The 26115-nt window shown below is 55.7% G+C and carries 31 protein-coding genes; 29 read left to right on the plus strand and 2 right to left on the minus strand.

Translation table 11 applies throughout. From position 1 onward, the window contains the following. From BLV87_RS16495 to BLV87_RS16510, 5 genes are all read left to right on the plus strand, one after another. Positions 1-791, plus strand: a 791-nt coding sequence (locus BLV87_RS16495; protein ID WP_175518006.1) for a cbb3-type cytochrome c oxidase subunit I, incomplete at its 5' end; no start/stop codon positions are given. A gap of 125 nt (positions 792-916) precedes the next feature. Further along, a complete protein-coding gene (locus BLV87_RS16500; protein WP_093070456.1) occupies positions 917-1639 on the plus strand; it encodes a glutamine amidotransferase in 723 nt (240 codons plus the stop codon). A gap of 8 nt (positions 1640-1647) precedes the next feature. Beyond that, positions 1648-2004, plus strand: coding sequence for a hypothetical protein (locus tag BLV87_RS16505; RefSeq protein WP_139282212.1), 357 nt, complete (start codon positions 1648-1650; stop codon positions 2002-2004). 31 nt (positions 2005-2035) lie between these two features. Further along, positions 2036-2173, plus strand: coding sequence for a hypothetical protein (locus BLV87_RS19520; RefSeq protein WP_175518008.1), 138 nt, complete (start codon positions 2036-2038; stop codon positions 2171-2173). Positions 2174-2257: 84 nt separating this feature from the next. Then, on the plus strand, positions 2258-4036 hold the full coding sequence (locus BLV87_RS16510; protein ID WP_093070459.1) for a nitrite reductase: 1779 nt from the start codon (positions 2258-2260) through the stop codon (positions 4034-4036). A gap of 54 nt (positions 4037-4090) precedes the next feature. Here BLV87_RS16510 and BLV87_RS16515 read toward each other — a convergent pair whose 3' ends face one another. Further along, a complete protein-coding gene (locus BLV87_RS16515; RefSeq protein ID WP_093070461.1) occupies positions 4091-6004 on the minus strand; it encodes a TonB-dependent receptor plug domain-containing protein in 1914 nt (637 codons plus the stop codon). Positions 6005-6145: 141 nt separating this feature from the next. Between BLV87_RS16515 and BLV87_RS16520 the strand changes: the two genes are divergently transcribed. The 4 genes from BLV87_RS16520 (at position 6146) to BLV87_RS16535 (ending at position 8308) form a co-directional block, all read left to right on the plus strand. Continuing rightward, on the plus strand, positions 6146-6745 hold the full coding sequence (locus BLV87_RS16520) for a cytochrome c oxidase subunit 3 family protein (RefSeq protein WP_093070462.1): 600 nt from the start codon (positions 6146-6148) through the stop codon (positions 6743-6745). Between the two features lie 4 nt (positions 6746-6749). Beyond that, entirely contained in the window at positions 6750-6998 is a 249-nt protein-coding gene (locus BLV87_RS16525) for a cytochrome C oxidase subunit IV family protein (protein WP_093070464.1), read from the plus strand. 93 nt (positions 6999-7091) lie between these two features. Then, positions 7092-7526: a bacteriohemerythrin gene (locus tag BLV87_RS16530; protein ID WP_175518010.1), complete on the plus strand. Its 435-nt coding sequence runs from the start codon at positions 7092-7094 to the stop codon at positions 7524-7526. Next, positions 7526-8308: a CbbQ/NirQ/NorQ/GpvN family protein gene (locus BLV87_RS16535; RefSeq protein WP_093070468.1), complete on the plus strand. Its 783-nt coding sequence runs from the start codon at positions 7526-7528 to the stop codon at positions 8306-8308. The genes BLV87_RS16530 and BLV87_RS16535 overlap by 1 nt, the downstream gene beginning before the upstream one ends. Here the strand turns inward: BLV87_RS16535 and BLV87_RS16540 are convergent. Further along, the gene (locus tag BLV87_RS16540) at positions 8305-8997 is read right to left on the minus strand and encodes a Crp/Fnr family transcriptional regulator (RefSeq protein WP_175518012.1); all 693 of its coding nucleotides are present in this window, start codon (positions 8995-8997) and stop codon (positions 8305-8307) included. The genes BLV87_RS16535 and BLV87_RS16540 overlap by 4 nt on opposite strands. A 16-nt stretch (positions 8998-9013) precedes the next feature. On the opposite strand from BLV87_RS16540, the gene BLV87_RS16545 reads away from it, so the two are divergent. The 20 genes from BLV87_RS16545 (at position 9014) to BLV87_RS16640 (ending at position 26108) form a co-directional block, all read left to right on the plus strand. Further along, the gene (locus tag BLV87_RS16545; protein ID WP_093070472.1) at positions 9014-10684 is read left to right on the plus strand and encodes a nitric oxide reductase activation protein NorD; all 1671 of its coding nucleotides are present in this window, start codon (positions 9014-9016) and stop codon (positions 10682-10684) included. A gap of 79 nt (positions 10685-10763) precedes the next feature. Continuing rightward, positions 10764-11384, plus strand: coding sequence for a TetR/AcrR family transcriptional regulator (locus BLV87_RS16550; RefSeq protein ID WP_093070473.1), 621 nt, complete (start codon positions 10764-10766; stop codon positions 11382-11384). Beyond that, positions 11381-12553, plus strand: a complete 1173-nt coding sequence (locus tag BLV87_RS16555; RefSeq protein ID WP_093070475.1) for an efflux RND transporter periplasmic adaptor subunit — start codon at positions 11381-11383, stop codon at positions 12551-12553. The genes BLV87_RS16550 and BLV87_RS16555 overlap by 4 nt, the downstream gene beginning before the upstream one ends. Continuing rightward, entirely contained in the window at positions 12550-13743 is a 1194-nt protein-coding gene (locus BLV87_RS16560; RefSeq protein ID WP_093070477.1) for an ABC transporter permease, read from the plus strand. The genes BLV87_RS16555 and BLV87_RS16560 overlap by 4 nt, the downstream gene beginning before the upstream one ends. Before the next feature lie 2 nt (positions 13744-13745). Next, positions 13746-14453, plus strand: a complete 708-nt coding sequence (locus tag BLV87_RS16565) for an ABC transporter ATP-binding protein (protein ID WP_093070478.1) — start codon at positions 13746-13748, stop codon at positions 14451-14453. 134 nt (positions 14454-14587) lie between these two features. Beyond that, a complete protein-coding gene (phnF, locus tag BLV87_RS16570; protein ID WP_093070480.1) occupies positions 14588-15316 on the plus strand; it encodes a phosphonate metabolism transcriptional regulator PhnF in 729 nt (242 codons plus the stop codon). Positions 15317-15343: 27 nt separating this feature from the next. After that, complete coding sequence (gene phnD / locus BLV87_RS16575; protein WP_093070481.1) at positions 15344-16207, plus strand: phosphonate ABC transporter substrate-binding protein; 864 nt, start codon at positions 15344-15346, stop codon at positions 16205-16207. 132 nt (positions 16208-16339) lie between these two features. Then, on the plus strand, positions 16340-17122 hold the full coding sequence (gene phnC / locus BLV87_RS16580; RefSeq protein ID WP_093070483.1) for a phosphonate ABC transporter ATP-binding protein: 783 nt from the start codon (positions 16340-16342) through the stop codon (positions 17120-17122). Beyond that, entirely contained in the window at positions 17094-17915 is an 822-nt protein-coding gene (phnE, locus tag BLV87_RS16585) for a phosphonate ABC transporter, permease protein PhnE (protein ID WP_093070484.1), read from the plus strand. The genes phnC and phnE (BLV87_RS16585) overlap by 29 nt, the downstream gene beginning before the upstream one ends. Further along, positions 17905-18702 carry a phosphonate ABC transporter, permease protein PhnE gene (gene phnE, locus BLV87_RS16590; RefSeq protein WP_093070486.1) on the plus strand — a complete coding sequence of 266 codons (798 nt, stop codon included), beginning with the start codon at positions 17905-17907 and terminating at the stop codon, positions 18700-18702. Before phnE (BLV87_RS16585) ends, phnE (BLV87_RS16590) begins: the two co-directional genes overlap by 11 nt. 11 nt (positions 18703-18713) lie before the next feature. Continuing rightward, positions 18714-19187 (plus strand): phosphonate C-P lyase system protein PhnG, encoded by a 474-nt coding sequence (gene phnG, locus BLV87_RS16595; RefSeq protein ID WP_093070487.1) that lies wholly within the window; start codon positions 18714-18716, stop codon positions 19185-19187. Beyond that, on the plus strand, positions 19180-19728 hold the full coding sequence (gene phnH / locus BLV87_RS16600) for a phosphonate C-P lyase system protein PhnH (protein WP_093070489.1): 549 nt from the start codon (positions 19180-19182) through the stop codon (positions 19726-19728). The genes phnG and phnH overlap by 8 nt, the downstream gene beginning before the upstream one ends. Beyond that, positions 19728-20834, plus strand: a complete 1107-nt coding sequence (locus tag BLV87_RS16605; protein ID WP_093070491.1) for a carbon-phosphorus lyase complex subunit PhnI — start codon at positions 19728-19730, stop codon at positions 20832-20834. The genes phnH and BLV87_RS16605 overlap by 1 nt, the downstream gene beginning before the upstream one ends. Further along, positions 20831-21703 (plus strand): alpha-D-ribose 1-methylphosphonate 5-phosphate C-P-lyase PhnJ, encoded by an 873-nt coding sequence (locus tag BLV87_RS16610; RefSeq protein WP_093070493.1) that lies wholly within the window; start codon positions 20831-20833, stop codon positions 21701-21703. The genes BLV87_RS16605 and BLV87_RS16610 overlap by 4 nt, the downstream gene beginning before the upstream one ends. Continuing rightward, complete coding sequence (locus BLV87_RS16615) at positions 21693-22553, plus strand: ATP-binding cassette domain-containing protein (protein ID WP_093070495.1); 861 nt, start codon at positions 21693-21695, stop codon at positions 22551-22553. Before BLV87_RS16610 ends, BLV87_RS16615 begins: the two co-directional genes overlap by 11 nt. Positions 22554-22562: 9 nt before the next feature. Then, positions 22563-23291 carry a phosphonate C-P lyase system protein PhnL gene (phnL, locus tag BLV87_RS16620; protein ID WP_093070497.1) on the plus strand — a complete coding sequence of 243 codons (729 nt, stop codon included), beginning with the start codon at positions 22563-22565 and terminating at the stop codon, positions 23289-23291. Beyond that, entirely contained in the window at positions 23288-24439 is a 1152-nt protein-coding gene (locus tag BLV87_RS16625) for an alpha-D-ribose 1-methylphosphonate 5-triphosphate diphosphatase (protein WP_093070499.1), read from the plus strand. Before phnL ends, BLV87_RS16625 begins: the two co-directional genes overlap by 4 nt. Continuing rightward, complete coding sequence (gene phnN / locus BLV87_RS16630) at positions 24426-24986, plus strand: phosphonate metabolism protein/1,5-bisphosphokinase (PRPP-forming) PhnN (RefSeq protein ID WP_093070501.1); 561 nt, start codon at positions 24426-24428, stop codon at positions 24984-24986. The genes BLV87_RS16625 and phnN overlap by 14 nt, the downstream gene beginning before the upstream one ends. Further along, positions 24965-25735 (plus strand): phosphonate metabolism protein PhnP, encoded by a 771-nt coding sequence (gene phnP / locus BLV87_RS16635; protein ID WP_217630019.1) that lies wholly within the window; start codon positions 24965-24967, stop codon positions 25733-25735. Before phnN ends, phnP begins: the two co-directional genes overlap by 22 nt. After that, on the plus strand, positions 25716-26108 hold the full coding sequence (locus tag BLV87_RS16640) for an EamA family transporter (RefSeq protein WP_093070504.1): 393 nt from the start codon (positions 25716-25718) through the stop codon (positions 26106-26108). Before phnP ends, BLV87_RS16640 begins: the two co-directional genes overlap by 20 nt. Positions 26109-26115: the final 7 nt, after the last annotated feature.

A 26115-nucleotide genomic window follows, 5' to 3' on the forward strand; every position in this document is an offset into this window, starting at 1 on the left:
GGAGACCGCTTTCGCGGGTTAAAGTTGATGCGTATAGGGAATTGATCCTTGCCTCCATCCTTGCGTTCGTGCTGATCAAAGTCACGGGTGTTGACCGCGAAGTAATTGAAAAATGGTTGTATGTGATCATTGCGATGGCGTTGATTACCGGCATTATCGGTACAGGGCATCACTTTTACTGGATTGGTGCGCCGGGATACTGGCAATGGTGGGGGTCGATTTTCTCAGCACTGGAACCGATTCCGTTTTTCATCATGACCCTGTTTGCCTTTAATGTGATCAATAAGCGCAAGCGCGAACACCCCAACAAAGCAGCAGTGTTGTGGGCAATGGGGACGGCGGTATTGGCATTCCTAGGTGCAGGCGTTTGGGGTTTCATGCACACACTTGCACCCGTCAACTATTACACCCACGGCTCGCAAATCACCGCCGCACATGGGCATCTGGCATTCTTCGGCGCGTATGTGTTGGTGGTACTGACGATTATTTCGTTCGCATGGCCGCTCATGCACGGGCAGCAAGCCAAAAGCAATGGTAAGCAGGTGTTGGAAATGTGGTCGTTCTGGCTGATGTCGGTGTCAATGGTGTTCATCACCTTGTTCCTGACCGGCGCAGGCATTCTGCAAGTTTACCTACAACGTTACACCGATGCGCCGCAAGCGTTTATGGTGGTGCAAGAGAAAGTTAGCCTGTTCTACTGGATGCGCGAAGTGTCTGGCTTGGTGTTCTTTATCGGGGTGATTTTGTTTATCCTGAGTTTCCTGCCGGATCGTAAGGCGAAAGCAGCGTAACAAACCCTTTCTGTAGTATCGAGCCGTCAACTCCTTTGGTGGTAAATGTGTACTAAAGACGGCATTCACTCCGGCTGAAGACTCCTCTCCAGCCGGTTTTTTTATGTGTAACAAGGAGTAGTGTGATGCCGCACAAAACCGTAGTCGCCATCCGTCATGTGGCGTTTGAAGATTTGGGAACCTTGCAACCTGTACTGGAACAGCGTGGTTATACCCTGCGTTATTGTGATATTGGAGTCGATTCACTGACCGCCCTGCACAATGCCCAGATTGGTTTGCTGGTGGTCTTGGGCGCACCGATTGGAGCCTATGACAATGCTTTGTACCCTTTTCTCACCCCTGAAATGGCGTTAATCACCGAACGTTTACAGCAAGGTCTGCCCACACTCGGTATCTGTCTGGGGGCGCAATTGATGGCGCGAGCCTTGGGTGCGCAGGTTGCACCGATGCCTGCCAAGGAAATTGGCTTTGCACCGTTGACCTTGACGGCGGCGGGTAGTCAATCAGTATTACAATATTTATCTGCGGGCTTACCGGTCTTGCATTGGCACGGCGACCAGTTTGAGATTCCGGCGGGATTGGAATCGTTAGCACAAACACCGCTGTGTCCGCATCAGGCATTCGCGGTGGGCAATCATGCGCTGGCGTTGCAATTTCATCTGGAAGCGGATACCAGCCGTATTGAACAATGGTTGATTGGGCATTGCACCGAATTATTAAGTGCCGGAATTGATTTGTCGTCATTGCGTCAGCAAGCCACAGACTACGGCACAGCGTTGCGTCAAGCCAGTGAAGCGGTAATTGGTGCATGGCTGGATGAGTTTGAATCGGGGCAATGTGCCAGTTAGGTGTGAATATGCAACGCTACCGTTTGTTAGCCCGCGTGGCTTTTTTTGCGTTATTTGTACTTGCCCCGCCGCTGGATTTGTTCCGGTTTGATTTGACTGTCAATCACCTGTTTTTTCTGGGTGAACCTTGGCGGCTGGGCTTTACTGTGCAAAGTGACGGCATCGACATGGTGGGCAGTATTTTCTTGCGTATATTCCTGCCAATTTTTCTGGTCGTAGGCGTGGGCGGCTGGATTTCATTGTTGCCCAAAGTTTTATCTGGATGGCAAACCGCAAAGCCTTGGTGGTCGGTTTCGATAGCCCCCGTGCCAAGCTGTGCAGCGATTGCGATGCGTCTTGTGAACATGCCTGCCCCATGCGCCTGAAACCACGCACCATCAAACGCAATATGTTCACTTGCACCCAATGAGCTGTATTGATGCCTGCGACAAGGTGCAGGAACACGCCAGTGGTGTTCCATTATTGCAATGGGTGGATGGCGAACGTGCCAAAGTGGTGGCGAAAGGTGCAAGTATTGTGGAAAAACGCACTTGACCGAGGTCAAGGTATAACCCTACTAGCGGTAGCAGTATAGCGTTAGGTAACGATTACTTAACGCGAGAAACGGGAGGCGTTTCCATGAAACCATTGTCACTGAGTCTGCTGGTTGCGGCGATTTTGTCAGCATCCACGCTTATCCACGCCGAAACTGCGGCAGTCACCGATCCTAAAGACCCCGCAGCGATTCACAAGGCCGAAGCCAAAACAAGCAATGCCAAAGATCACGTTGAGGCTGCCCAAGGTAGCTATCAAGGTGCACCTTCGGCGGTTGACCCCAAAGCCGCCAAAAACATGATTACTTCCGAAGGCCCACCCATGACGGTTGCGGAATTCGATCAAGCCAAGCAAATCTTCTTCGAGCGTTGTGCCGGTTGTCACGGTGTATTACGCAAAGGTGCGACAGGCAAGCCGCTAACCCCCGATATTACACGTGCTAAAGGCACGGAATACCTTAAAACCTTCATCAACTACGGTTCACCAGCGGGGATGCCGAACTGGGGAACATCCGGTGATTTAACCCCCGAACAGGTGGATATGATGGCGCGTTATGTGCAGCATGAGCCGCCCCAACCGCCCGAATGGGGCATGAAGGAGATGAAAGAAAGCTGGAAAATGGTGGTTAAACCAGAAGACCGCCCCACCAAGCAAATGAATGCCTACAACCTTGAAAACGTCTTCTCAGTGACCTTGCGCGATGCGGGGGAAATCGCCTTGATTGACGGCGACACCAAAGAAATCATCAATATTATCAAGACCGGCTATGCGGTACATATTTCGCGCTTGTCTGCCTCCGGGCGATACCTGTTCGTGATTGGGCGCGATGCCAGAATCAACCTGATTGACTTGTGGATGGAAAAGCCTGATACCGTGGCGGAAATCAAAGTGGGGATGGAAGCCCGCTCGGTGGATACATCCAAATACAAAGGCTTTGAAGACAAATTCGCCATTGCCGGTTCGTATTGGCCACCGCAGTACGTGATTATGGAAGGCGATACCCTCGAACCCAAGCAAATCGTTTCCACCCGTGGCATGGTCGTCGGCACACAGGAATACCACCCTGAACCGCGTGTGGCGGCAATTGTTGCCTCGCACGAACACCCTGAATTCATTGTCAACGTCAAGGAAACTGGCAAAGTCTTGCTGGTCAATTACGAAGACATTGATAACCTGAGTGTCACGACAATTCCTGCCGCGCCCTTCTTGCATGATGGCGGTTGGGATGCGACCCACCGTTATTTCCTGACAGCGGCGAATCAGTCCGACAAGGTAGCCGTTATCGACTCGAAAGAGCGCAAACTCTCGGCACTGATTGACGTGGATAAAATTCCACATCCGGGACGTGGCGCAAATTTCGTTCACCCCAAATACGGCCCTGTCTGGGCAACCAGTGCGTTGGGCAATGAAAAAATCACCTTGATCGGCACTGATCCCGAAGGCCATAAAGACAATGCGTGGAAAGTTGTCGAAACCCTTAAAGGTCAAGGTGGCGGTTCACTCTTCATCAAAACGCACCCCAAATCGACCAATTTGTGGGTAGACACCGGCTTGAATCCCGATGAAAAACTCAGCCAGTCATTGGCGGTGTTTGACATCAACGGGCTGGATAAAGGCTTTGAAGCCCTGCCGATTGCCGAATGGGCAGAATTGGGCGAGGGGCCGAAACGGGTGGTGCAACCTGAGTACAACAAGGCAGGCGATGAAGTCTGGGTATCGGTGTGGAACGGGAAAAACCAAAAGTCAGCAGTTGTTGTTATCGATGACAAGACCCGCAAACTCAAAAAAGTCATCAAGGATGACCGTTTGATTACCCCGACGGGTAAATTCAACGTGTACAACACGGTGAACGACGTTTACTAATAATAGGCGATGCTAGTGAGGCAAGGGGGCGGATAATTTATCCGCCTTTTTTATTTAGAAACTTCCTTTGAGTTCCAGCCGCACCGTCCGTGGGTATTCTTCATGGCGGAAGGCGGTGGATTTTTCTTCCAACCGGACATCCGTCAGATTTTCGATACCGACACCAAGCTCCAGATGCTTGCTGACAGCTTTGCGCACACCCGCATTCCACAAGGTGTAATCCGGCACGTCCGCCTGAATGCCTGTCGTGGGTGAAGCAATGGTTTGATCGGCAAGGTGTTCGGCTTGCAGGTTAGTTTTCCAACCGTTTTTCTCCCATGCAACGCCTGCGGATAGGGTATGGCGTGGGCGACGTTCCAGCCGTTGCTCATTGCCGTCTTTGGCATCGAGGTATTGGTAACTGGTGTTGAGCTTTAGCCCCTCATGTATTGGCAAGTCGGCGGAAATTTCTGCGCCACGCAAGCGGGCTTCGTCGGTATTGGCATAAAGCCACTCCTGCACGCCACCGGCAAGCGTTCTGTTCAGGCGGGTGTCGATCAGGTTTTTCACCTTGTTATCAAAAACAGCAGCATTGAGGTTGAGTTTGCCGTTGCTATAGCTTGCGCCCAGTTCCAGCGCGTCATTGGTTTCCGGTTGCAGGTCGGGGTTGCTTTTGATGAGGATTTTGCCGGTCTGGAAACTGTAACCGGGGGATACCTGTTTGATGGTCGGGGCGCGGAAACCGTGTCCATAGCTGGCTTTGAGGGTCAGTTTGTCGTTGACATCGCGAACGATTGAAACACGCGGGCTGGTTTCGCCACCGAAGGTATCGTGTTCGTCTTGGCGCACCCCGACGGTAAGGTGAGTACGCTCGGAGACGGCGATTTCGTCTTGGGCGTAGGCGGATTTGAGGGTGATTTCGGCGTTGCCGCCGGAAAGTTTGGGGTTTTCCAGCCGTTCGGTGCGGTGTTCTACGCCGGTGGTGATGAAATGGTTGTCGCCGAGGGTGAAGCGGGTATTGCCTTCCACCACGGTGTCTTGCAAGGTTTGCGGGTCAGTGGCAGTGCCGGGCGCAGTGGCGTGGTTGGTGATGTCAACGCTGCTTTGGTAGGCACGCACTGACGATACGGTGTTGCCTAGCGAGCCTTTCCAGCTCAGTGAGGTTTGTTGGCGGTCAAGATTGTAACGGCTTTGGTAAGGTGTGTTGGTACGGGTCACGGTGTCATACCAGCGTTCTTCCTGCCCTGCACTGTGTTCCAGCTTGACGTTGTGACCGGCTGCGGGTTGCCAGTCGGCACTGAGGGCGACTTGCTGTTTGTCACGACCTTCGATGGCAGATTGACGTGGGTCGAGCTGGCTGGCGACTGCGGCACGGCGCGATTGTTGCCCACCGATGCTGAGTTGCAGGTTGTCACGTACCCCGCCGCTGAGGTTGAATTCCACGTCATAACCATCACCACCAGCGTCACCGGAGGCAGTGCGGCTGGCAAGTTTGGCATCACCCGTTGGGGTTTGGCTGGGTTTGCGGGTAATGATGTTGACGACACCGCCGAGTGCGTCCGAGCCGTACAGCACGGATAGTGGGCCGCGCACGACTTCGATGCGTTCGATTTGTTCGACCGGAATCCAGTCGTATTGGTAGTCGGTGTTGGGGCCGATGACATCGTTGCTGGCAGGCAGGCGTTTGCCATCAACCAGCAGCAGGGTGTGTTTGCTTTCTAGCCCGCGCAAGCTGATGGTTTTGCGTCCGCCTGAGCCAACGCCTTGCAGGTTGATACCGGGTGTGCCGCGCAGGGCTTCCAGCACGTTTTCACCGCCTTTTTGGGCAATATCCTTGCGGGTCATCACGGTGACACTGCTGGGAGCTTGTTTGACTTTGCTCTCGGTGCGGGTGGCGGTCACGGTAATGTCATCGAGGGTGTCAGGGGTATCAGCAACGGCATTCAGGCTGGTAGCGGCGATGAGGATCGCGAGTAATTTTTTCGGCATGACACGGACTCCTTGGAGGTTGAGGAATGCCACCAGTAAAGCAACAGTGAGTAAGCCGTGCCTTGACTTGGGTTAAGTGAGGGGTGTTGATCTTGACTTGGGTCAATGTTGGTGGTGTTTGGCTGACCTAAGCTGCGTGGCATGAGTTTACTAAATACACCATCGGTTTCCTCCTCCCCACCTCGCCCTGTTCCCCTGCCGGGGGACTTGGCGATGTGGTTTTTTATCCTCGCCGAATTGCTGGTGTTCGCGGTGTTTTTCGCCTCTTACGCCTTTGCCCGCAGCGGCAATGTGGAGCTGTTCAATCACTACCAGCAAACCTTGAACCGTGACATTGGTGCGGCGAATACGGTGATTTTGCTGACAGGTAGTTTGTTTGTGGTGTTGGCGGTGCAGGCGATCAAAGCAGGCAGGGCAGTGCTGTGCCGTAACTGGCTGTTGGCTGGTGCGGGAATGGGGTTGTTATTCCTTATCCTCAAAGGCATTGAGTTTGCCGACAAGTTTGCGCATGGCATCAGCCTTAGCACCAATACGTTCTACATGTTTTACTTGTCGTTGACGTTTTTCCATTTCATGCACGTCATTATGGGGATGATTATCCTTGGTACAGTCGCGTGGAAAGCGCATACGGGCGACTACTCCGCCACGCAACACACGGGCGTGGAAACGGGTGCGTCGTATTGGCACATGGTTGATCTGGTGTGGATTGTGCTGTTTCCGCTGGTTTACGTGATGAGGTGATGGCATGAAAGTTTGGCTGGTGTGGTTGTTATTGGTGGTGTTGACCTTGCTGACTTGGTGGGCGGGGCAAGCGGGTTATCACGGGCAATGGCTGGTGTTGGCGTTGTTGGCTTCGGTATTTATCAAAGGGCATTTCGTGATTGCCGATTTTATGGGCTTGCGCGGCGTGGCAGTGCGTTGGCGAATGCTGGTGCATGGCTGGTTGGTGCTGGTGTTGGGGTTGATTTTGCTGGCGTATGGGTTGGGGATGTAACCTAATCACCGCAACAGCCCTTGACCTGAATCAATGCCCCCCACACCGCCATGCCCTACCCTTGCGCGATGCTTGACTTCAAAGGGTATGACAATGGCTTACACTGAACCTTACGCTGCGGATTGGGATGCGTTGCCGAATGTGGCAATGCCGTTTATGAACACGGTACATGGCGATGAATTGGCGCTGGTGTCTCGCTTGCTGGCAGACCTCGAAAACGCTGCCGAGCCTGCCGCCATCGACGCGCAAATTGCCGCCTGGGTCGAACACACCAGGGCACATTTTGCCCGCGAAGAACGCTTGATGCACGAATACGATTTCTTTGCCACGCCCTGCCATCAGGGTGAACATGAGACGGCGTTACTGCAATTGCTGGGTGTGCAACAGCAATGGTTACACGAACGTGATACCGCTATGTTGCAGGATTACATACAACACTGGCGCGAATGGCTGCAACAACACATCAGCACGATGGATTTTGTTACCGCGCAATTCCTCAGCCAATTGAATGTGCAGGTGGAATTGTAATGACAGTCGCCATCCCGCATTACCAAGCCCAAGCGCAGGAAGTGACGCTATTTGAACACGCTTTCCGCCGCCAATTGCCGGTCTTGCTCAAAGGCCCCACGGGTTGCGGCAAAACCCGCTTCGTCGAACACATGGCAGCCAAGCTGGGCAGACCGCTGTACACGGTTGCCTGTCACGACGATTTAAGCGCGGCGGATTTGGTCGGGCGGCATCTCATCGGCGATGGCGAAACCTACTGGAACGATGGCCCCTTAACCCGTGCCGTGCGCGAAGGCGCAATCTGCTATCTGGACGAAGTGGTGGAAGCCCGTAAAGATACCACCGTGATCTTGCACCCACTTTCCGACAACCGCCGCATCCTGCCCATCGAACGTACTGGCGAAATCTTGCACGCCCCGCCCGAATTCATGCTGGTGGTGTCCTACAACCCCGGCTACCAGAATTTGCTCAAGGGCATGAAACCCTCTACCCGCCAGCGTTTCGTGGCACTGCGTTTCGACTATCCCAAACCAGAGATCGAAACCCGCATTGTGGCGCAAGAAACCGGGGTGGATGACAAACTTGCCGCGCAATTGGTCAAGCTGGCAAACGCCTTGCGGGTGCTAAAAGAACACGATCTGGAAGAATCCGCCTCCACCCGTTTACTGGTCTATACCGCTACGCTGATGCAGGACGGGTTCGAGCCACTCGCAGCTTGCCGTGCCGCGCTGGTTGAGCCGCTGACCGATGACCCCGAAACGGTGGAAGCCTTGATGGAAGTGGTTAACACATTTTTCGCTTAAAGCTCGATGCGCACCAACGCCTCCAACGCCGCCACATCCAGCAAGGTAATGTGCTGGTCATTCACCGCAATCAGTTCTTGGCTGGTGAGGCGCTTGAGGATGCGCGAAAAGGTTTCCGGCTTGATCGACAGGCGCGAAGCTACTACATGCTTCGGCACATCCAGCACAATGCGGTCACAAGCAGCATCACTGCACCGCATTTCCAGCAACCAAATCACGAGGCGAAAAGTAGCATTATGCAGCGTCAAACGGTCCACTTCGTTCAGCAACCAGTGCATCCTGCGGCTCATCAGCCCCATCATGCCGAAGCACAGGTCGATGGAAGATCGCAGCATTTGTTCGTATTGCGCTGCATTGATGCCGACAACGATGGCGGGTTTGAGCGCCACCGCGTGTACCGGATATTGCTGCCCGCCCATGAACAACACCGCTTCGGCGAAACTGCTACCGGGGGCAATAATGTCCACCACTTTCTCATCACCATTCGGAGTCAGGCGGAACAGTTTCATAAAGCCCTTGCTGCACACGAAAACTTCGTTCAGCGGGTCGCCTTGTCGAAACAGGAATTCGCCTTCGTTCAAGGTGTACAAATGCGCCGTATCCACCAAGGCATTGAACTGATCCGGCTCAAGAGCGCGAAACAGCGGCGAGCGGTGCAAGACAGTCAGGGTGTAATTATCTAATTTCATGCAATAAAGGCTAACAATGGAAGAATGGGTAGGTAAAGTTTGGCACAAATTGGTTACGCAAAGTGTAAACCATGAATACCCCCAAGCGCGGGTCAATTTGGACGAAATGCGCAAAACCCTTGGCATTGTATTACGCGCCTTGAGCGGCGACGCGGGTTTACAAATCCGCCAAAGCACCGACGTTGCCAGCAATGCCCCGCGCAATCTCATGCAACGCATTGCCGGAACAGGGCTAAAAACGCAAGCAGCATGGCGTGATGCGGAAAGCCTGAATTTGCCCGACAGCATCGCCCTATTCCCACAACGTGAATTGAATCGCGAAATGTATTTGTGGCTAACCACCACCGCCAGTAGGTCGGACTTCAGTCCGACAACCCGCCACCAACGCCTCCTCACCGCATGGCAAACCATCCACCCCGAAGCCACCGAACTCCCCCTAACCCTCATTCCGCCACCCAACACCCCACAACCCACCACGCCGGTTTCCTTAGCAGCACCCGCGCCTCCCGAATCCAACTCCAACAGCCAAGCCCCCGCCGCCAGCAGCAAACGCCAACGCGCCGAACGCACCGACATGCCCGACGGCAACAGCGGCTTATTACTATTCCGCCTTGAAAGCCTGTTTTCGTGGACAGAATACACCCCCGTTAACCGCACCACCGACGAAGACCCCAACGACGATGCCGCCCGCGCTGCTGAAGACATGGACGTGATCACCGTAGCGCGTGACCGTAAAGCCAGTTCCCAGAAAATCAAACTCGATCTGGATTTACCCAACGCCGAGTACGACGACATTCCGCAAGGGGAAGGCATCCCACTCCCCGAATGGGATTACCGTAAGCAACGCCTGTTGCCCGACCATTGCCGCCTGCAAGTCATGCTGCCGCGTGGAGCGCAAGAACTCGCCTTACCCGCCCGTTTGCAAGCCCCCGCCCGCCAACTACACCGCCGCTTTGAAGCCCTGCAACCGCGCCGCGAATGGCGCAATCACCAGCAAGACGGCGCAGAACTCGACACCGACAGCTACATCCTGCACCTCACCGAACGCCAGCGCGGGCAAGTCGATATGCCGATGGTCTACCGCGATTGCCGCGAACAAGGACGTGATTTGTCGTGTCTGTTGCTGGCGGATTTTTCGATGTCCACCGACAGTTGGGTCAGCAATACCTCGCGGGTGGTGGACGTGGTACGTGACGCACTCATCCTGTTTGCCGAAAGCCTGAGCGCCACCCGCGACCGTTTCGCCCTGTACGGCTTTAACTCGCTCAATCGCCAGAACGTGCGCTTTTACCACCTGAAAAAGTTTACCGAACGCTACGACGGGCAAGTACGCGGACGCATTATGGCTACCCAACCCGGCTATTACACCCGCATGGGTGCTGCGATCCGCCACGCCACGCAATTGCTGGAAGCCGAGCCTTCGCAGCAAAAACTGCTATTGCTGCTGACCGATGGCAAACCCAACGACCTCGACATTTACGAAGGGCGTTACGGGCTGGAAGACACGCGCATGGCGTTACAGGAAGCGCGGCGCAAAGGCTTGAAACCGTTTTGCGTCACCATCGACGATAAGGCGGAAGATTATTTGCCGCGTCTGTTTGGGCAAAACGGCTGGGTGCTGGTGAAAAAGGCGGAAGAGTTGCCACAGAAATTGCCGCAGTTGTATGCCTTGCTGACCGGGCGATAAACACAGGGATTGCATTTCGCACGTGTCCGCCGTACTATGTTAGTAAGTACTCGCTAACATAAACACTGGAATACCTGCCATGAATGCTGCCACTGTTTCCCTACGCCAACCGGCACAAGCCCGTCAAGCCGAAATGGTGCAGGCAGTGCTAAATCTAGCGGCACAGCAAGAACCCGCCAGCATTACCACCACCGACATTGCCAAAGCAGTCGGCTTGAGCCAAGGCGCGGTCTTCCGCCACTTTCCCAATAAACAGGCGATCTGGTTGAACGTGGCGCAATGGCTGGAAGCTACCTTGATGCCCTTGGTGCAAACGGCGGCGCAGTCATCCCCCGACCCGCTGACCAGCCTCGGTAACATTTTTCGCGCCCACCTGCAATTTGTGCAGGAAAACCCCGGTGTGCCGCGCTTCATTTTCCACGAATTGCAGCAACCCGCCGCTTCCCCCGTCAAGCAGCAAGTCGCGGCGATGTTGCAAACCTACAGCGGCATTCTGATCCGCGTACTCCAGCAAGCCAAAACCGCTGGGCAAGTCTCGCCAAGTCTGGATGAACGCAGTGCTGCCACCTTATTCATCGGCTCGATTCAGGGCTTGGTGATGCAAGCCATGTTGCTGGGTTCAAGCACCAGCATTCAGCCCATGATGGCAGGCGTGTGGGCATTGTATTTAAGTGCTATCCGTCAGGAGGTTGCGCCATGACATCGCCGTTATTGAAAAAAATCCTGTTACCGCTGATTGTCGTGGTGGTGCTGGGCGGTTTTGGCTGGGTCGTGACCCAACAAGGGCCAATGGCAGCCACCCGCATCACGGTAGCGACGGTGACAAACCAAGCCATCAGTGCCAGCGTGTTTGGCATTGGCACGGTGGAAGCGCGTTACAACTACCGCATCGGCCCCACGGCTGCGGGGCGCGTCCAGCAAGTGTTGGTCGATGTCGGTGACAGCGTGCAAGCGGGGCAAACCTTAGCAATCATGGATGCGGTTGACCTCGATTCCCGCATTCAAGCCGCTGGTTTAGCCGCCGAACGTGCCACTGCCAGCATCGCCAGTGCCAACGCGCAAACCAAGGAAGCGAACGCCCGTTTCACCCTTGCCCAGCACGAAGCCCAGCGCCAGCAAAGCCTTGCCGCCAAAGCCCTCGTCAGCCAAAGCAGCAGCGATGCCCGCCAGCAAGATTTAGCTGTTACCCAAGCCGCAGTGGAAGCCAGCCATGCCGCCGCCGCTGTCGCCAAAAAGGAACAGCAACGCCTGCAAGCCGAACAACAAGCCTTGCGCCAGCAACAAGCCAACCTCACCCTGACCGCGCCCGTTGCAGGCATGATCACCAGCCGCGATGCCGAACCGGGCACAACGCTGGTTGCAGGTCAGGCGGTTCTCACCCTTGCTGACCCGCAAAGCTACTGGGTCAAAGCCCGCATCGACCAACGCCTTGCCTTGGGTTTACAAGCGGGGCAAACGGCAAGCATCACCCTGCGTTCTGCCCCGCAACAAGCCTTACCCGGCAAGCTGGTACGCATCGAACCGTTAAGCGATAGCGTCACCGAAGAACGCCTTGTCGGCATCGCGTTCACCCCTGTTCCCGCTGCGTTATCCTCTGGCGAACTGGCGGAAGTCACCCTGCAAACCGGACAAAAAGATTCCGCGCTGGTGATTCCCAACGCCGCCATTCAGCAACAAACGGGGCAATCCGGCGTATGGAAACTCAACCCTGACAACAGCCTGCAATTCACCCCCGTACAAACCGGCATCCATTCGCTCGACGGTCAGGTAGAAATCCTCAGCGGCTTGCAGGCGGATGACACCATCGTGGTCTACACCAGCAAAGCCCTCAGTGCCGACAGCAAAATCAAAGTGGTAACGGCATTATGATCAGCCTTGCCGCCCGTGACATTGCGCATTCGTGGTCAAAATACGTCCTCACCGGCATTGGCTTGGGTTTGCTGATTGGGGTCACGTTGTCGATGGCGGGGATTTTTCGCGGCATGGTGGACGACGCGCAGGTGCTATTGCGCAACAGTCAGGCGGATGTGTGGGTGGTGCAAAAAGATACCCAAGGGCCTTACGCTGAATCGTCCAGCCTGCCCGACGATGTGTACCGCTGCATTTTGGGAATGCCGGGGGTGCAACAAGCCGCCAATGTCACCTATTTCACCATGCAGGTGCAGCATCAGGGCAAGGATACCCGCGTCATGGTCGTCGGTTTCGGGTCGGGGCAACCGGGTGCGCCGCCGTCACTGATTGCCGGACGGCACGTGACCCGTTCGCATTACGAAGCCGTGGCGGACGTGAAAGCCGGTTTCAAGCTGGGCGAAAAAATCCGTATCCGCCGCAATGAATACACCATTGTCGGCTTGAGCCAACGCACGGTATCGTCCGGCGGCGACCCGATGGTGTTTATCCCGCTGGCGGATGCACAAGCGGCACAATTCCAAAAAGACAACGACGCGATTGTGAGCGGGCGTGAACGTACCGCCGCCAACCCCGCTTTCAACCGCCCCAACGTGCCGGGTTTGCTGGAAGCGGTGCAGATGAGCCAAACCACCAGCCACAACGTCAATGCCGTGCTGGTGCAAGTGCGGGCGGGCTGGGATGCGACGCAACTGGCGGCAGACATCCAACGCTGGAAACACTTGCAAGCCTACACCTACGCCGACATGGAAGAGATTTCGGTGAAAAAACTGATTGCCACGTCCGCCAAGCAAATCGGCTTGTTTCTCGTCATCCTCACCATTGTCAGCACCGCGATTGTATCGTTCATCATCTACACCATGACGCTGGGCAAAATCCGCGAAATTGCGGTGTTGAAGCTGATCGGCACGCGCAACAGCACGATTTCGTGGATGATTTTGCAGGAATCGCTCGGCTTGGGGCTGGTGGGTTTCATTATCGGCAAAACGGTGGCGACCTTGTGGGCACCCGTTTTCCCCAAATACGTCTTGCTGTTACCGCTGGATGCTGTGCTAGGGCTGCTGGTGATCGTGGTGGTGTGTACGCTGGCGAGCGTCATGGCGATTCGCGCCGCGTTAAAAGTTGATCCCGCTGAAGCCATAGGAGGCTGAACATGGCAGATAACACCACTCCGGCGATTGAATTACGCGGCTTATGCAAACGTTACGGCAGCGGCGACACGGCGGTGGATGCGCTCAAAGGCGTGGATATGCGCATTGCCCCCGGCGAAGTCGTTGGGCTGGTCGGCCCCAGCGGTTCGGGCAAAAGTACCTTGCTGAAATGTCTGGGCGCAGTGATTGACCCGACCGCAGGGCAGATGTTTTTGGGCGGCGAAGCCATTTTCGATGGGGTATGGAAGGTGAAAGATTTACGCACCTTACGCCGTGACCGCATCGGCTTTGTGTTCCAAGCCCCGTACCTGATCCCGTTTTTGGACGTGACCGACAATGTGGCGCTGTTGCCGATGCTGGCGGGCAAATCCAACAAGGAAGCCCGCCGCCGTGCGTTGGAATTACTCGAAGCTCTCGACGTAGCCCATCGCGCCAAATCCAATCCGGCACTGCTCTCCGGTGGTGAACAACAGCGCGTGTCGATTGCGCGGGCGTTGGCAAATAATCCGCCGGTGATTCTTGCCGACGAACCCACCGCGCCGCTGGATGGCGAACGGGCATTAGCGGTGGTGAAAATTCTCAACGACATGGCGCAACAGCATCAAACTGCGATTATTGTGGTGACGCATGATGAGAAGATCATTCCGACCTTTAAGCGGCTGTATCATATTCGCGATGGCAAGACGTATGAAGAAAGCGTGGGCAAATGACTAAACAACGCTTCGCCATGAACGTATTCCCGCCTCCCCTCACATGCCTCCAACCTTCATAAAACCTTAACAGCAACGTCACTATCCCGTTAGAAAACAGCTCTATCATCCGCCCAACTCATGGAGATGTATAGATGACTGTATCACCCATCACCCGCCAGCAAGGTCAAGCCTTGTACGCCCAAATCAGCGAGATGCTGGAGGCGGATATTGCCCGTAACTACGAAGCGGGGGACTACCTACCCGCCGAGCAAGCCCTAGCCGAACGCTTTGGGGTCAACCGCCACACCTTGCGCCGTGCGGTGGATGAGCTGGTGGATAAAGGTTTAGTGGAACGTCAGCACGGCAAAGGCGTTTGCGTGGTGGAAGCAGAACTCGATTACGCCATTCATCAAAGCACCCGTTTTACCGAAACTTTTGCCTCCAGCGGTAAAGCCACCGCCAGCCATTTGTTGCATAAACAACAAGCCCATGCAGCGGGCGGGGTTGCGCGTCGCCTACAAGTAGCGGAGGGAACAGCAATCATCGTGCTGGAAACTCTGCGTTTAGTGGATACACGACCGTTTTGCATCATCAGCCATTTTTTGCCGCACACCGGGCTGGAAAGTCTCTGGAATGACTATACAGGGGGGTCATTGCACGACTTTCTCGCCCAGTGTTGCGGCATCCAATTGCAACGAACAGAGAGTCTGGTGACTGCCATGCTGCCCCAAGGGCTGGATGCGCATCACCTGAAAATGCCCCGTAATCAGCCGGTATTACGGGTCAAGAGCCTCAACAAGGATGTCAACACCGGCAGAATTATCGAATATGCCCTGACCCGCTTCCGGGCGGATCGGGTACAACTTTCGCTTCAACCCTGACTAGCTATTACTAACTGGAGATTATCCATGCCACTGAAAAAACTGTTTGCTGCTACCCTGATGGGTTTGGCACTGGTTGCCCCTGCGGCACAGGCTGACCTTACCTTCGGCTTGATCCCGGCTGAAAACGCCGAGGAAATGGTCAAGAAATTTGAACCCATGCGTGCTTATCTGGAAAAAAAGCTGGGCGAGCCAGTGAAAGTGTTCACCGCTACCGACTACGCGGGCGTGATCGAAGCCATGCGCAAAAAGCGCATTGATGTCGCCTGGTTTGGCCCACTGTCTTACGTACTGGCAGAACAGGAAGCGGGCGCAGAACCGTTTGCAGCCGGTATCCGCAAAGGTAGCGAGAGCCACACCTACAAATCCATCTTTGTTGCCCGTTGTGATTCCGGCATCAAAACCCTGAAAGACCTCGAAGGCAAAAACGTCGTGTTCGTCAACCCAACATCCACTTCGGGTGGTTTGATGCCGACCTACATGATCAAACAAGAAACTGGCAAAAAACCGGATGAATTCTTTGGTAAGTTTGCCTATGCCGGTGCGCACGATGCTGCCGAATTGGCAGTAAAAAACAAGACGGCTGACGCAGCGGCTGACAACGACATCACTTACGAAAAAATGGTCAAGAAAGGCGAAATCAGCAAGGATGAAAGCTGCATTATCGCTGAATCTGAGCCACTGCCGGGTTCACCACTGACTTACCGTGGCGATCTGGACGCTGACAAGAAAGCCAAGATCAAGGATGCCATCCTCAATGCCCACAAAGACATCGAAGTGACCGGCTACGGTGAGCTGGCACGTTACGATGAAGTCAAGCCTGAGGACTACCAGATGATCCGCGACATGATCAAGGAACTGGGTCTGGCTAAAGAAGACATGATGAAATAAAGCTCTCTCCACCTCTCCAAAGATTTACCCTCCTCCTTGCTGGGGAGGGGCTTTTTGGAAAATTTTCACGCACCACAACTTGTATAGACAACTAGATAAGTTGGGTTTTTTACGGATAACAGGACACGTCTCATGGCCATTATCAGCACCAGCCACCTCAGCAAACGCTACGCCAATGGTACAGCCGCCCTCAACGGTGTCAGCCTTGCCCTTGAAGCGGGGCAATTTACCGTCATCCTTGGACCGTCCGGGTCGGGCAAGTCCACCCTATTACGCCTGTTCAACGGGTTGGAAACCCCCACTGAAGGCAGTGTGAGTATCAATGGCACGGTTTTGCAACGGCGTAACCTGCGCCATGTCCGCCGTGAAGTCGGCATGGTGTTCCAGCACTTCAATCTGGTGGGTAGGCTGAACGTGATGACCAATGTACTGATCGGCAGGCTGGCTTACCGCTCTTGGCTGGGTAGCATGTTGCATTTGTTCCGCGAGGAAGATTTCCGCATCGCCCATGAAGCCTTGGCACGGGTCGGGCTGGCAGAAAAGGCGTGGGTACGCGCTGACCAGCTTTCCGGTGGGCAACAGCAACGGGTGGGGATTGCGCGGGCATTGGCGCAACGACCACGGGTGATTCTGGCAGATGAGCCAGTTGCCAGCCTTGATCCCGTCACCAGTACCGAAGTGCTGGGTTTGCTCAAGCAGATTTGCCGGGAAGACGGTATTGCCGTGGTGGCTAACCTGCACCAACCTGATTACACCCACCAGTACGCTGATCGGGTCATTGGCTTGAATAGCGGGCGGGTCATCTTTGATGATGCACCGGGTCAGTTGACGGATAATCGCCTGCAAACAATTTACCACCGTGACAGCCAACCACAGGAGACACGCCATGCTGAACTTGCGCTGGCCCACGCCTGATGGTCGCCCACCCAAGGCATTGTGGGTAACAGCGTTAGGGGTTCTGCTACTGTTGCTGGTATCCGCGCCCTTGGTTGAGTTCAACTTGTGGACATTAGTCACCAAAGCCGATGATACCGTGCTGTTCGTGGGGCGGATGTTCCACCAGCAACCCGAATGGGAATACATTCCACAATTTGCGCTGAAAATGCTGGAAACGCTGGAAATTGCCTTGCTGGCAACGGTGCTGGCTACCCTCATCAGCTTGCCACTGGGTTTTCTGGCGGCACGTAATGCTACCCCGTATCCGTGGGTGGGGCAAATCGTGCGGGATGTCGCGGCTTTTTTGCGAGCATTGCCAGAATTGGTGTGGGCGCTGGTGTTTGTCTCGGCGATTGGCCTGGGGCCGTTTCCGGGGGTACTCGCCATTACCGTCGTCAGTGTCGGTTTCATGGCGCGGTTTTTTGCCGATGCCCTTGAGGTGATCCCCGCAGGGCCGGTAGAAGGCGTGGCAGCACACGGGGCGGGCTGGTTGCAGGTGCGCAGTTTTGCCATGTTCCCGCAAGCCTTGCCGGACTTCATCGGTACGTTGCTGTATGTGCTAGACCACAATGTACGCGCTGCCACGGTATTAGGGATTGTGGGTGCAGGCGGGATTGGTTTTGATTTGGTCAATGCCATCCGTTATTTCGAGTTTGAACGCCTGATTATTATTATTCTGGGCATTTACCTCGCTGTTACCCTGATTGACCGTTTTTCCAGTTATGTGCGTGGGCAAGTGATCCACGGTGGGGTGCAGCGTCATGGCAACTGAGCGTTTAGTGAATTTACCCGCGTTGCCGCCTAAACCGCGCAACCTGATACCGTTGTGGGCGAGCTTGTTGCTGGGGTTGTGTTGGCTGGTGGTGTGGCATTTGGACATTTCCTTCCAGACACTGCTGTGGGGCTGGCAAGATATTCTGGAATATTTTAGCCGTTACACTTCCCCCGATTTCCGCGATGCCCCCAAGTACTTGTGGTTGATGCTGGAAACCATGGCGATGGGTTTGTGGGGAACAGTACTGGCGTTCATCATCGCCTTCCTGCTGGCCCCGTATGCGGCGCGTAACCTTAGCCCTAACCCTTGGGTGTACAACCTGACCCGTGAATTGCTGAATTTTATGCGGGCGATGCCTGACATCCTGTTGGCGTTGATTTTGGTTTCCAGCATGGGGCTGGGGCCATTGCCGGGAGCATTGGCACTGGGCATTCATACTGCCGGGTTTCTGGGTAAATTTTTTGCTGAAAGTCTGGAGCGGGTCGAACACGGGCGTTACGAAGCACTGGATGCGGTCGGGGCGGGGTTCTCGCAAAAAATCCTGTATGCTGGCTGGCCTTCCATTTTACGCGAAATGACGGGGTATACCTTGTATATCCTCGACCGCAATATCCGTACCGGGGCAGTGCTGGGTCTGGTCGGGGCGGGGGGCATCGGGATTGCCCTGTACGACACCTTGCGGATGTTCAATTACAATCAAGCTGCGGCTTTATTGATCATTATGCTGGGTACGATCATCGTGCTGGATCGGCTGTCTGGCCTGATCCGTAGCAAATTGCATTGAAGGAGGGAGGCATGGATAAGCACCATTACGAAGGGCGTAGCGTCTGTTTACCTGCACTGGCGAGCCTGCCTGCTGCTGAGGTCATTGCCTTGGCACAGCGGTTGGCACAAGGCTGGCAACGTCGTTACCTCGCCCTGCCAGAACAGGGTTTGGGTATGTTGCAGTTGCAGGAAAGTACCTTGCATCAGGCATTTTATCTGGGTGAGTTCCCCGTCGCCAGGGCGTGGGTGGAATTAACCCTGCCCGATGGCATACAAGCACAAGGCGCAGCACACGTCATGCAGGACAATGCTGAGTTGGCGGAAGCCTTGGCTATCTGTGATGCCATTTTGAGCGCACAGTTGCCGGGGGCTGAGGCGGTTGCCAAGGCGGTAGCGCAGGGGCAAGCGGTTCGCGCCCAAGTGCAAGCCAACCGTAAAGTCATGCTGGCGAAAACCCACGTGAATTTTTCCCTGCTGGAAACCACCGGAGGCAACGATGATTGAGCCGATCTGGCAAACGCCGCTGCAACAACAGGTATTCCGGCAGTTGCTGGATGCCTATTCTTACCCCGGCAAGGTGCAAACCCTCGCTGATACGTTACCAGCGGCGGCTTATCACGCGCTGTTGGCAACGCTGCTGGATGGCACAAGCAGTTTATGTGACCGGGATGGCTTGCTGGAAGCCACGCAGTGGCCGCTGTTGCAAGCCCAGCCAGCGCCACTATCAACCGCACGGTTCATCTTGTGTGACGGCGCACAAGCGGCAGATTTTACCCCGCTGTTGGGAACACTCACCGACCCTGAGCAATCCGCTACCTTGTTGTTGGCGGTGGCGAGTATCGGTAGCGGCGCACAGGCTTTGCGCTTGCGTGGCCCTGGCATCCAACAGGAAACCACGCTGGAGTTGGCGGGTTTGCACCCTTCTTGGCTGGCGCAACGGGCGGACTGGTGCTGTCACTTCCCGCTAGGGGTGGATTGCCTCTTAACCGATACCCAACGCCGGTTTGTGGCGATCCCACGGACTACACAACTGGAGGTGTGCTAATGGGTTACGTAGCCATCAAAGGCGGTGGTAAAGCCATCGCCGGGGCAGAAGCGTTGCTGGATTACCTGCGCACCGAGCAAGGTGAGGCAGGCTTGCCACTGGACACACACACCATTGAAACCCAGTTGCGTTATTTGCACAGCCGAGTGATGTCCGAAGGTGGGCTATACCACCCAACACTGGCAGCACTCGCCATTAAGCAAAGTTTGGGCGATACCTTAGAGGCGGCATTTGCGTTACGGGCATTCCGCTCCACCCAGCCGCGCTTGCTGGAAAGCCCGTTGCTGGATACCCGCAACCTGCGGGTAGTACGGCGCATTTCCTCGGCATTCAAGGACATTCCGGGCGGGCAAATGCTGGGGGCAACCACTGACTATGCCTTACGTTTGTTGAAAATGCAGTTGCTGGATGAATCACCCGAACAATTCCGCGCCATTGCCAAGGCATGGCTGGCGGATACGCCACAGACGGACATACCCGACACTTTCCCCAAGGTGCTGGATGCGCTGCGTGCCGAAGGCTTGTTGCCTGAACCGCAACCCGCCGCAGGTACGCCGTTTGATATTACCCGTGAGCCGCTGGTGTTCCCCGTACCGCGTTCCGCAGCCTTGGCGACGCTGGCACGGGGGGAAACCGGGTCATTGCTGGCGATTGCCTATTCCAATATGCGCGGTTATGGCGATGTGCATCCTACTGTGGCGGAATTGCGGGTAGGCTACTTGCCGGTATTGCTGCCCCACCCCATCAGTGGTGAGCTGATTGAGGCGGGGGAGGTGCTAATAACCGAATGTGAAGTGGTGGCCATGTATGGCAAAGCGGAAAAAGGGCAGAAACCAACCTTCACCCTCGGCTACGGGGCGTGTTTTGGGCATAACGAAGTCAAGGCGATTTCGATGGCAATTCTGGATCGCGCCTTGCAAAACGGGCAAGCCAATGGCAAGCCACAAAACCCGTCAGAAGACCCTGAATTTGTGCTGTTGCATGTGGATGGCATCGACTCAATGGGGTTCTGCACCCACTACAAAATGCCGCATTACGTCACGTTCCAGTCGGACATGGACAGGTTACGCACCACGCAACAGCAACAACAGGAGGGCAAGGCATGAGTACCGCCACGGATTACCCGTTTGGGTTTCTGGATAGCTACGCCAAAAAGGAAGTGCGCCGCACCGTGCTGAAAGCGATTGCCATCCCCGGTTATCAAGTTCCCTATTCCAGTCGGGAAATGCCGATGGGGAGAGGCTTTGGCACAGGTGGACTGCAACTCACCCTGAGCCTGATCGGTGAAGGTGAAACCCTGAAAGTCATTGACCAAGGCTCGGATGATTCCGTCAATGCCGTGAATTTGCGCCATTTTATTGAATTGACTTGCCCCAGCATTAACACCACCACGCGCACCCAGGAAGCCACCTTGATCCAAAGCCGCCACCGCATCCCGGAACAGCCCCTGCGCGAAGATCAGGTGCTGGTGCTACAAGTGCCTTACCCTGACCCGCTGGTGATTGTCGAACCCTCAGAAACCCGCCGCAAGGTGATGCACGGCGAAGCGGATTATTCCCGCCTGCTGGTCAAGCTGTATGAGGATTTGGTGCATTTCAAGGAAATCACCATTTCGCACCGTTACCCCACGCGCATTAATGGGCATTACGTAATCGACCCGTCACCGATTCCGCGCTATGACGTGCCGAAGCTGCACCAAAGCCCAGCATTGCTGCTGTTTGGCGCAGGGCGTGAGAAAAAAGTGTATGCCGTCCCGCCTTACACGCTGGCAGAACCGCTGGTATTTGATGACGTGCCATTCCGTACCGAAGACTTTACCGACCGGGTAAGCGGGGAACGCCGCGCCTGCCAGCGGTGCGGTTCACGCGACAGTTTTCTGGATGAGTTCAGCGACCCGAATACGGGCGGAAAAGTCTACCAATGTTCAGATAGCGACTATTGCACCCAACAACAGGAGCAAGCGCATGGTGAATGACAACATCAGCACCCCCACCCTCGACAAGGTGCTAGAAGTACGCGGCTTGGGGAAAGTGTACGGTAACGGTTGCCCACACTGTTTTGACCTCACCGGCCCAGAACACGACACCAATATCTGCCCGCGTTGTGGCAGTGTGGTAGCAGCGCACAACCTCTCGTTTGACCTGTGCCGGGGTGAAATCCTCGGCATCATGGGGGAATCGGGATCAGGGAAATCCACGGCTGTCAAGGCACTGTATTTTGATGAAGCCCCGACCTGCGGCACGGCGGTCTTTTATGACCAAGGCAATGCCTACGATTTGTACGCCCTCAATGCCGCGCAACAACGCCAGTTACGCAACCAGCGGTTTGGCATGGTGTACCAAAACCCGGTGTTGGGGCTAAATTTTAATGTATCCGCCGGGGGCAATATTGCCGAACGCCTGTTGATGAGCAACCTCAGCCATTACGGCGAGATTCGCCAACGTGCCACCACACTGTTGCGCCGCACCGAAGTGTTGACACAACGCATGGATGAACTCCCGAAAAACTTTTCCGGTGGGATGCAACAACGGGTACAGATTGCCAAGGCACTCGCCACCAACCCGCCCTTGCTGTTGCTGGATGAAGTCACCACCGGGCTGGATTTGTCGGTGCAGGCTGCCATCCTCGACCTGATTATGGAAATCCAGCAAGAACTGGGTACAGCAATGATTGCCGTCACCCACGACTTGGGTGTGATCCGCTTGCTGGCGGGGCGCACCTTGGTCATGAAATACGGGCGCGTGATTGAGTCAGGGCTGACCGACCAGATTCTGGAAGACCCGCAGCACGCCTATACCCAACGTTTAGTGGCTTCCGCCCTGTAGGAGTTAAGCATGTCTGACCAACCGATTCTGGAAGTCCGTGACTATTCCAAAACCTTTGTGCTGCACGAGCAGGGTAAAACCTTGCCCTCCAGCAGCCATGTCAACCTGAACGTGTACCCCGGTCGGTTGACGGCGTTAATTGGCCCTACCGGGGCGGGCAAGTCCACGGTACTCAAGGGCATTTACCTCACGTATTTGCCCAGCAGCGGGCAGTTGCTGTACCGCACTGCCAACGGTGGCAGGGTAGATCTGGCAACAGCAGATGAGCATCAGATCCTCGCCCTGCGCCAGCGGGACATCGGGTTTGTGACCCAGTTCCTGCACACCTTGCCGCGCCAAAGCACCGAAGATGTGGTGGCAATGCCACTGTTCCAGCGGGGTGTCGAACGTGGCACGGCACGCGCCCAAGCCCGCGACATCCTGCAACGCTTGAACTTGCCGGAACGCCTGTGGGGCGTCTCACCCGCGACCTTTTCCGGCGGGGAACGCCAGCGCGTCAATCTGGCACGCGGGCTGCTGGCAAAACCGCGCTTGTTGCTGCTGGACGAACCCACCGCCAGCCTTGACCCCAAAACCACCGACCGCGTGGTGGAACTGATTGCCGAACTGAAACAGGGCGGTACGGGCTTGTTAGCCATTTTTCACAGCCCCGCGCTGGTGGAACGCCTCGCCGATGCGGTGGTGGAACTCGCCCCACCGCCGGGGACTGAACATTTTTTTGAAGGAACCACACCATGAAAACCTTACTCACCAACGCCCGTATCGTGCTGGCTGACTGTGTGCTGGAGAATGCCAGCCTGTTGCTGGAAGACGGCGTGATCGCTGCAATTAACCCGGAAACGGCGACGGATGCGCGGGTGGAAAACCTGTACGGCAAAACCTTGCTGCCCGGTATGATCGACCTGCACTGCGATGCGCTGGAAAAAGAAGTCGAACCCCGCCCCAATGTGCATTTCCCGCTGGATTTTGCCTGTGCGCAAGCCGACAAACGCAATGCCGCAGCGGGCATTACCACCGTGTTCCATGCCTTATCCTTTGCCAATGAAGAGCTGGGGGTACGTAACAATGCGTTTGCGGCATCTATTGCTCGCGCAGTGCATGATTGGATGCCGCACGCCTTGGTGGACAACCGGGTACATTGCCGCTACGAAATTACCGACCCGACCGGGTTTCCGGTACTGCTGGACTTGCTGGAAAAGCAGGAAGCGCACCTGATTTCCTTCATGGACCACACACCGGGGCAAGGGCAGTTCAAGGATGTGGCGGCTTACCGTGACTACATTGCCCGTACCTACCAAAAATCCGAAGCGGAACTGGATGCGCTGCTGCAACGCAAGCAGGATGAAGCTGCCGGGGCCATCGACCGTATCCAGACGCTGGTGGCGGCTGCCCAGACCTACGGCATTGCCACCGCCAGCCACGACGATGACACCCCGGAGCGGGTCGCCACGATGACGGCGTTAGGGGTAAACATTTCCGAATTCCCCATCAATCTGGCAACGGCGCAAGCCGCTTGTGACAAGGGGATGCACACCATTTTCGGCGCACCCAATATTTTACGGGGCAAAAGCCAATCCGGTTCCATGCGGGCGGTGGATGCTATCCATGCCGGAGTAGCCACCTGCCTGTGTGCGGACTATGCCCCGGCGGCGTTGATTGTTGCGGTGTTCAAACTGGTGGAAGACGCTGTGCTGACATTGCCGCAAGCGGTGCAATTGGTTGCCAATAACCCCGCCAAGGCAGCGGGGCTGCATGACCGGGGGGAAATCGCCGTGGGCAAACGTGCCGACCTGATTGCCGTCAGCCACTTAGGGGCATTACCGCAAGTGGCTGATGTTTGGGTGCATGGAGCGGCGGCTTATCGGGTGCAATATGACCATACCTGACACCAAGGATGGCACGCTGTTCTATCTGGTTGGTGCTTCCGGGGCGGGGAAAGACAGCCTGTTGCGCTATGCGCGGACGCGCTTGGCAGGGAAGCCCGTTACCTTCGCCCACCGTTACATTACCCGCCCGGTGGAACTCAGCGGGGAAAACCACATTGCCTTGAGTCCGGCAGAGTTTGCTGAACGACGGGCGCGGGGCTGTTTTATCATGCATTGGGAAAGCCACGGCTTGTCCTATGGTATTGGTGTGGAAATCAACAGTTGGATGCAGTTGGGCTTGAATGTGGTCGTCAATGGTTCACGCGCTTATTTGCCGCAAGCCTTGGCACTGTTCCCCGCGCTTGTCCCCGTTTGGGTGCGGGTCAAACCGGAAGTGCTGGCAACGCGCCTGCATCAGCGGGGACGCGAAACCGCCGCCGACATACAGCAACGCCTGCAACGGGCGCAAGCCTTTAGCCTGCCGGATTTGCCCCGTTTGCAAACGCTGGATAACGATGGTGCCTTGGAGGATGCGGGGGAACAGTTATGCCAACTGTTGATGGTTTGAGACTGCAACTCTTGGGAACGGGCAATGCAGCGGGGTTGCCCGTTTACGGCTGCCACTGCACTGCCTGTGAACGGGCGCGTGCCGATGATCGCCTGCGTCGCCGCCCATGCAGTGCGTTGCTGAGCAACGGCGAACAGCAGGTGTTGCTGGATGCGGGCTTGATGGATTTGGCGGAACGCTTCCCGCTGGGTAGCCTGTCACATATCCTGCTCACCCATTACCACCCTGACCATGTGCAGGGCTTGTTCCCTCTGCGCTGGGGAAAAAATACCCGAATTCCTGTGATTAGCCCTGACGATGCGGAAGGTTGCGCGGATTTGTATAAACACCCCGGCATTCTGGATTTTAGCCAGCGGGCTTACCCGTTCCGTCGCTTCCGGCTGGGTGGGGTGCATGTCACCCCGCTGCCGCTGAACCATTCCAAATTGACGCTGGGGTATTGTCTGGAACAAGGCGGCAAGGTATTTGCCTACCTGACGGATACTGCCGGATTACAAACCGAGGTGCAGGATTTTCTGCACGCCGCGCAGCCAGATTATCTGGTGATGGATTGTTCCTTTCCCCCAGCAACCGCCACCCCGCGTGGTCATAATGACTTGAATACCTTGCTGGCTTTGCACGAGTCCATCCAGCCTAAGCAAACGGTGTTGACCCACCTTGACCATACGCTGGATGTTTGGTTACTGGAAAACCCTGCTGCGCTGCCGGAGTCGGTGCGGGTGGGGTTTGATGGCATGGTGTTGGCTTGATGAAGTCGCCGTGTCAGCCTTGCCCAGCTTGCCTGCTTTGCTGGGTTTTGTTTCATTGGGCTATCTGGCTTCGTTTGTGGCGCTGTCATGGATGAATTACCGCCAGACTGCCAATATCGTACCCGCCTGCCGCCCGGAATGGCGTTACTTGCTGCCCGGTGGGCTGTTCATTGGGACAGCGTATGCGCTGGTGATCCAGTCGATGCAATACCTGCCAGCCGCCTATGTGGTAGCGTTTACCAATACGGGGATTGTGCTGGCGAGCCTGTTGGCAATGCTTGTTTTAAAGGAAAAAGAGGCTTGGCAACAGCGTTTGCTGGCGGCTGGATTGATGGCGTTGGGGTTGCTGGTGTTGGGGGTGGCGCAGTTTTAACCGCCCG

The organism is Thiothrix caldifontis, from assembly GCF_900107695.1.
Taxonomy (GTDB): domain Bacteria; phylum Pseudomonadota; class Gammaproteobacteria; order Thiotrichales; family Thiotrichaceae; genus Thiothrix; species Thiothrix caldifontis.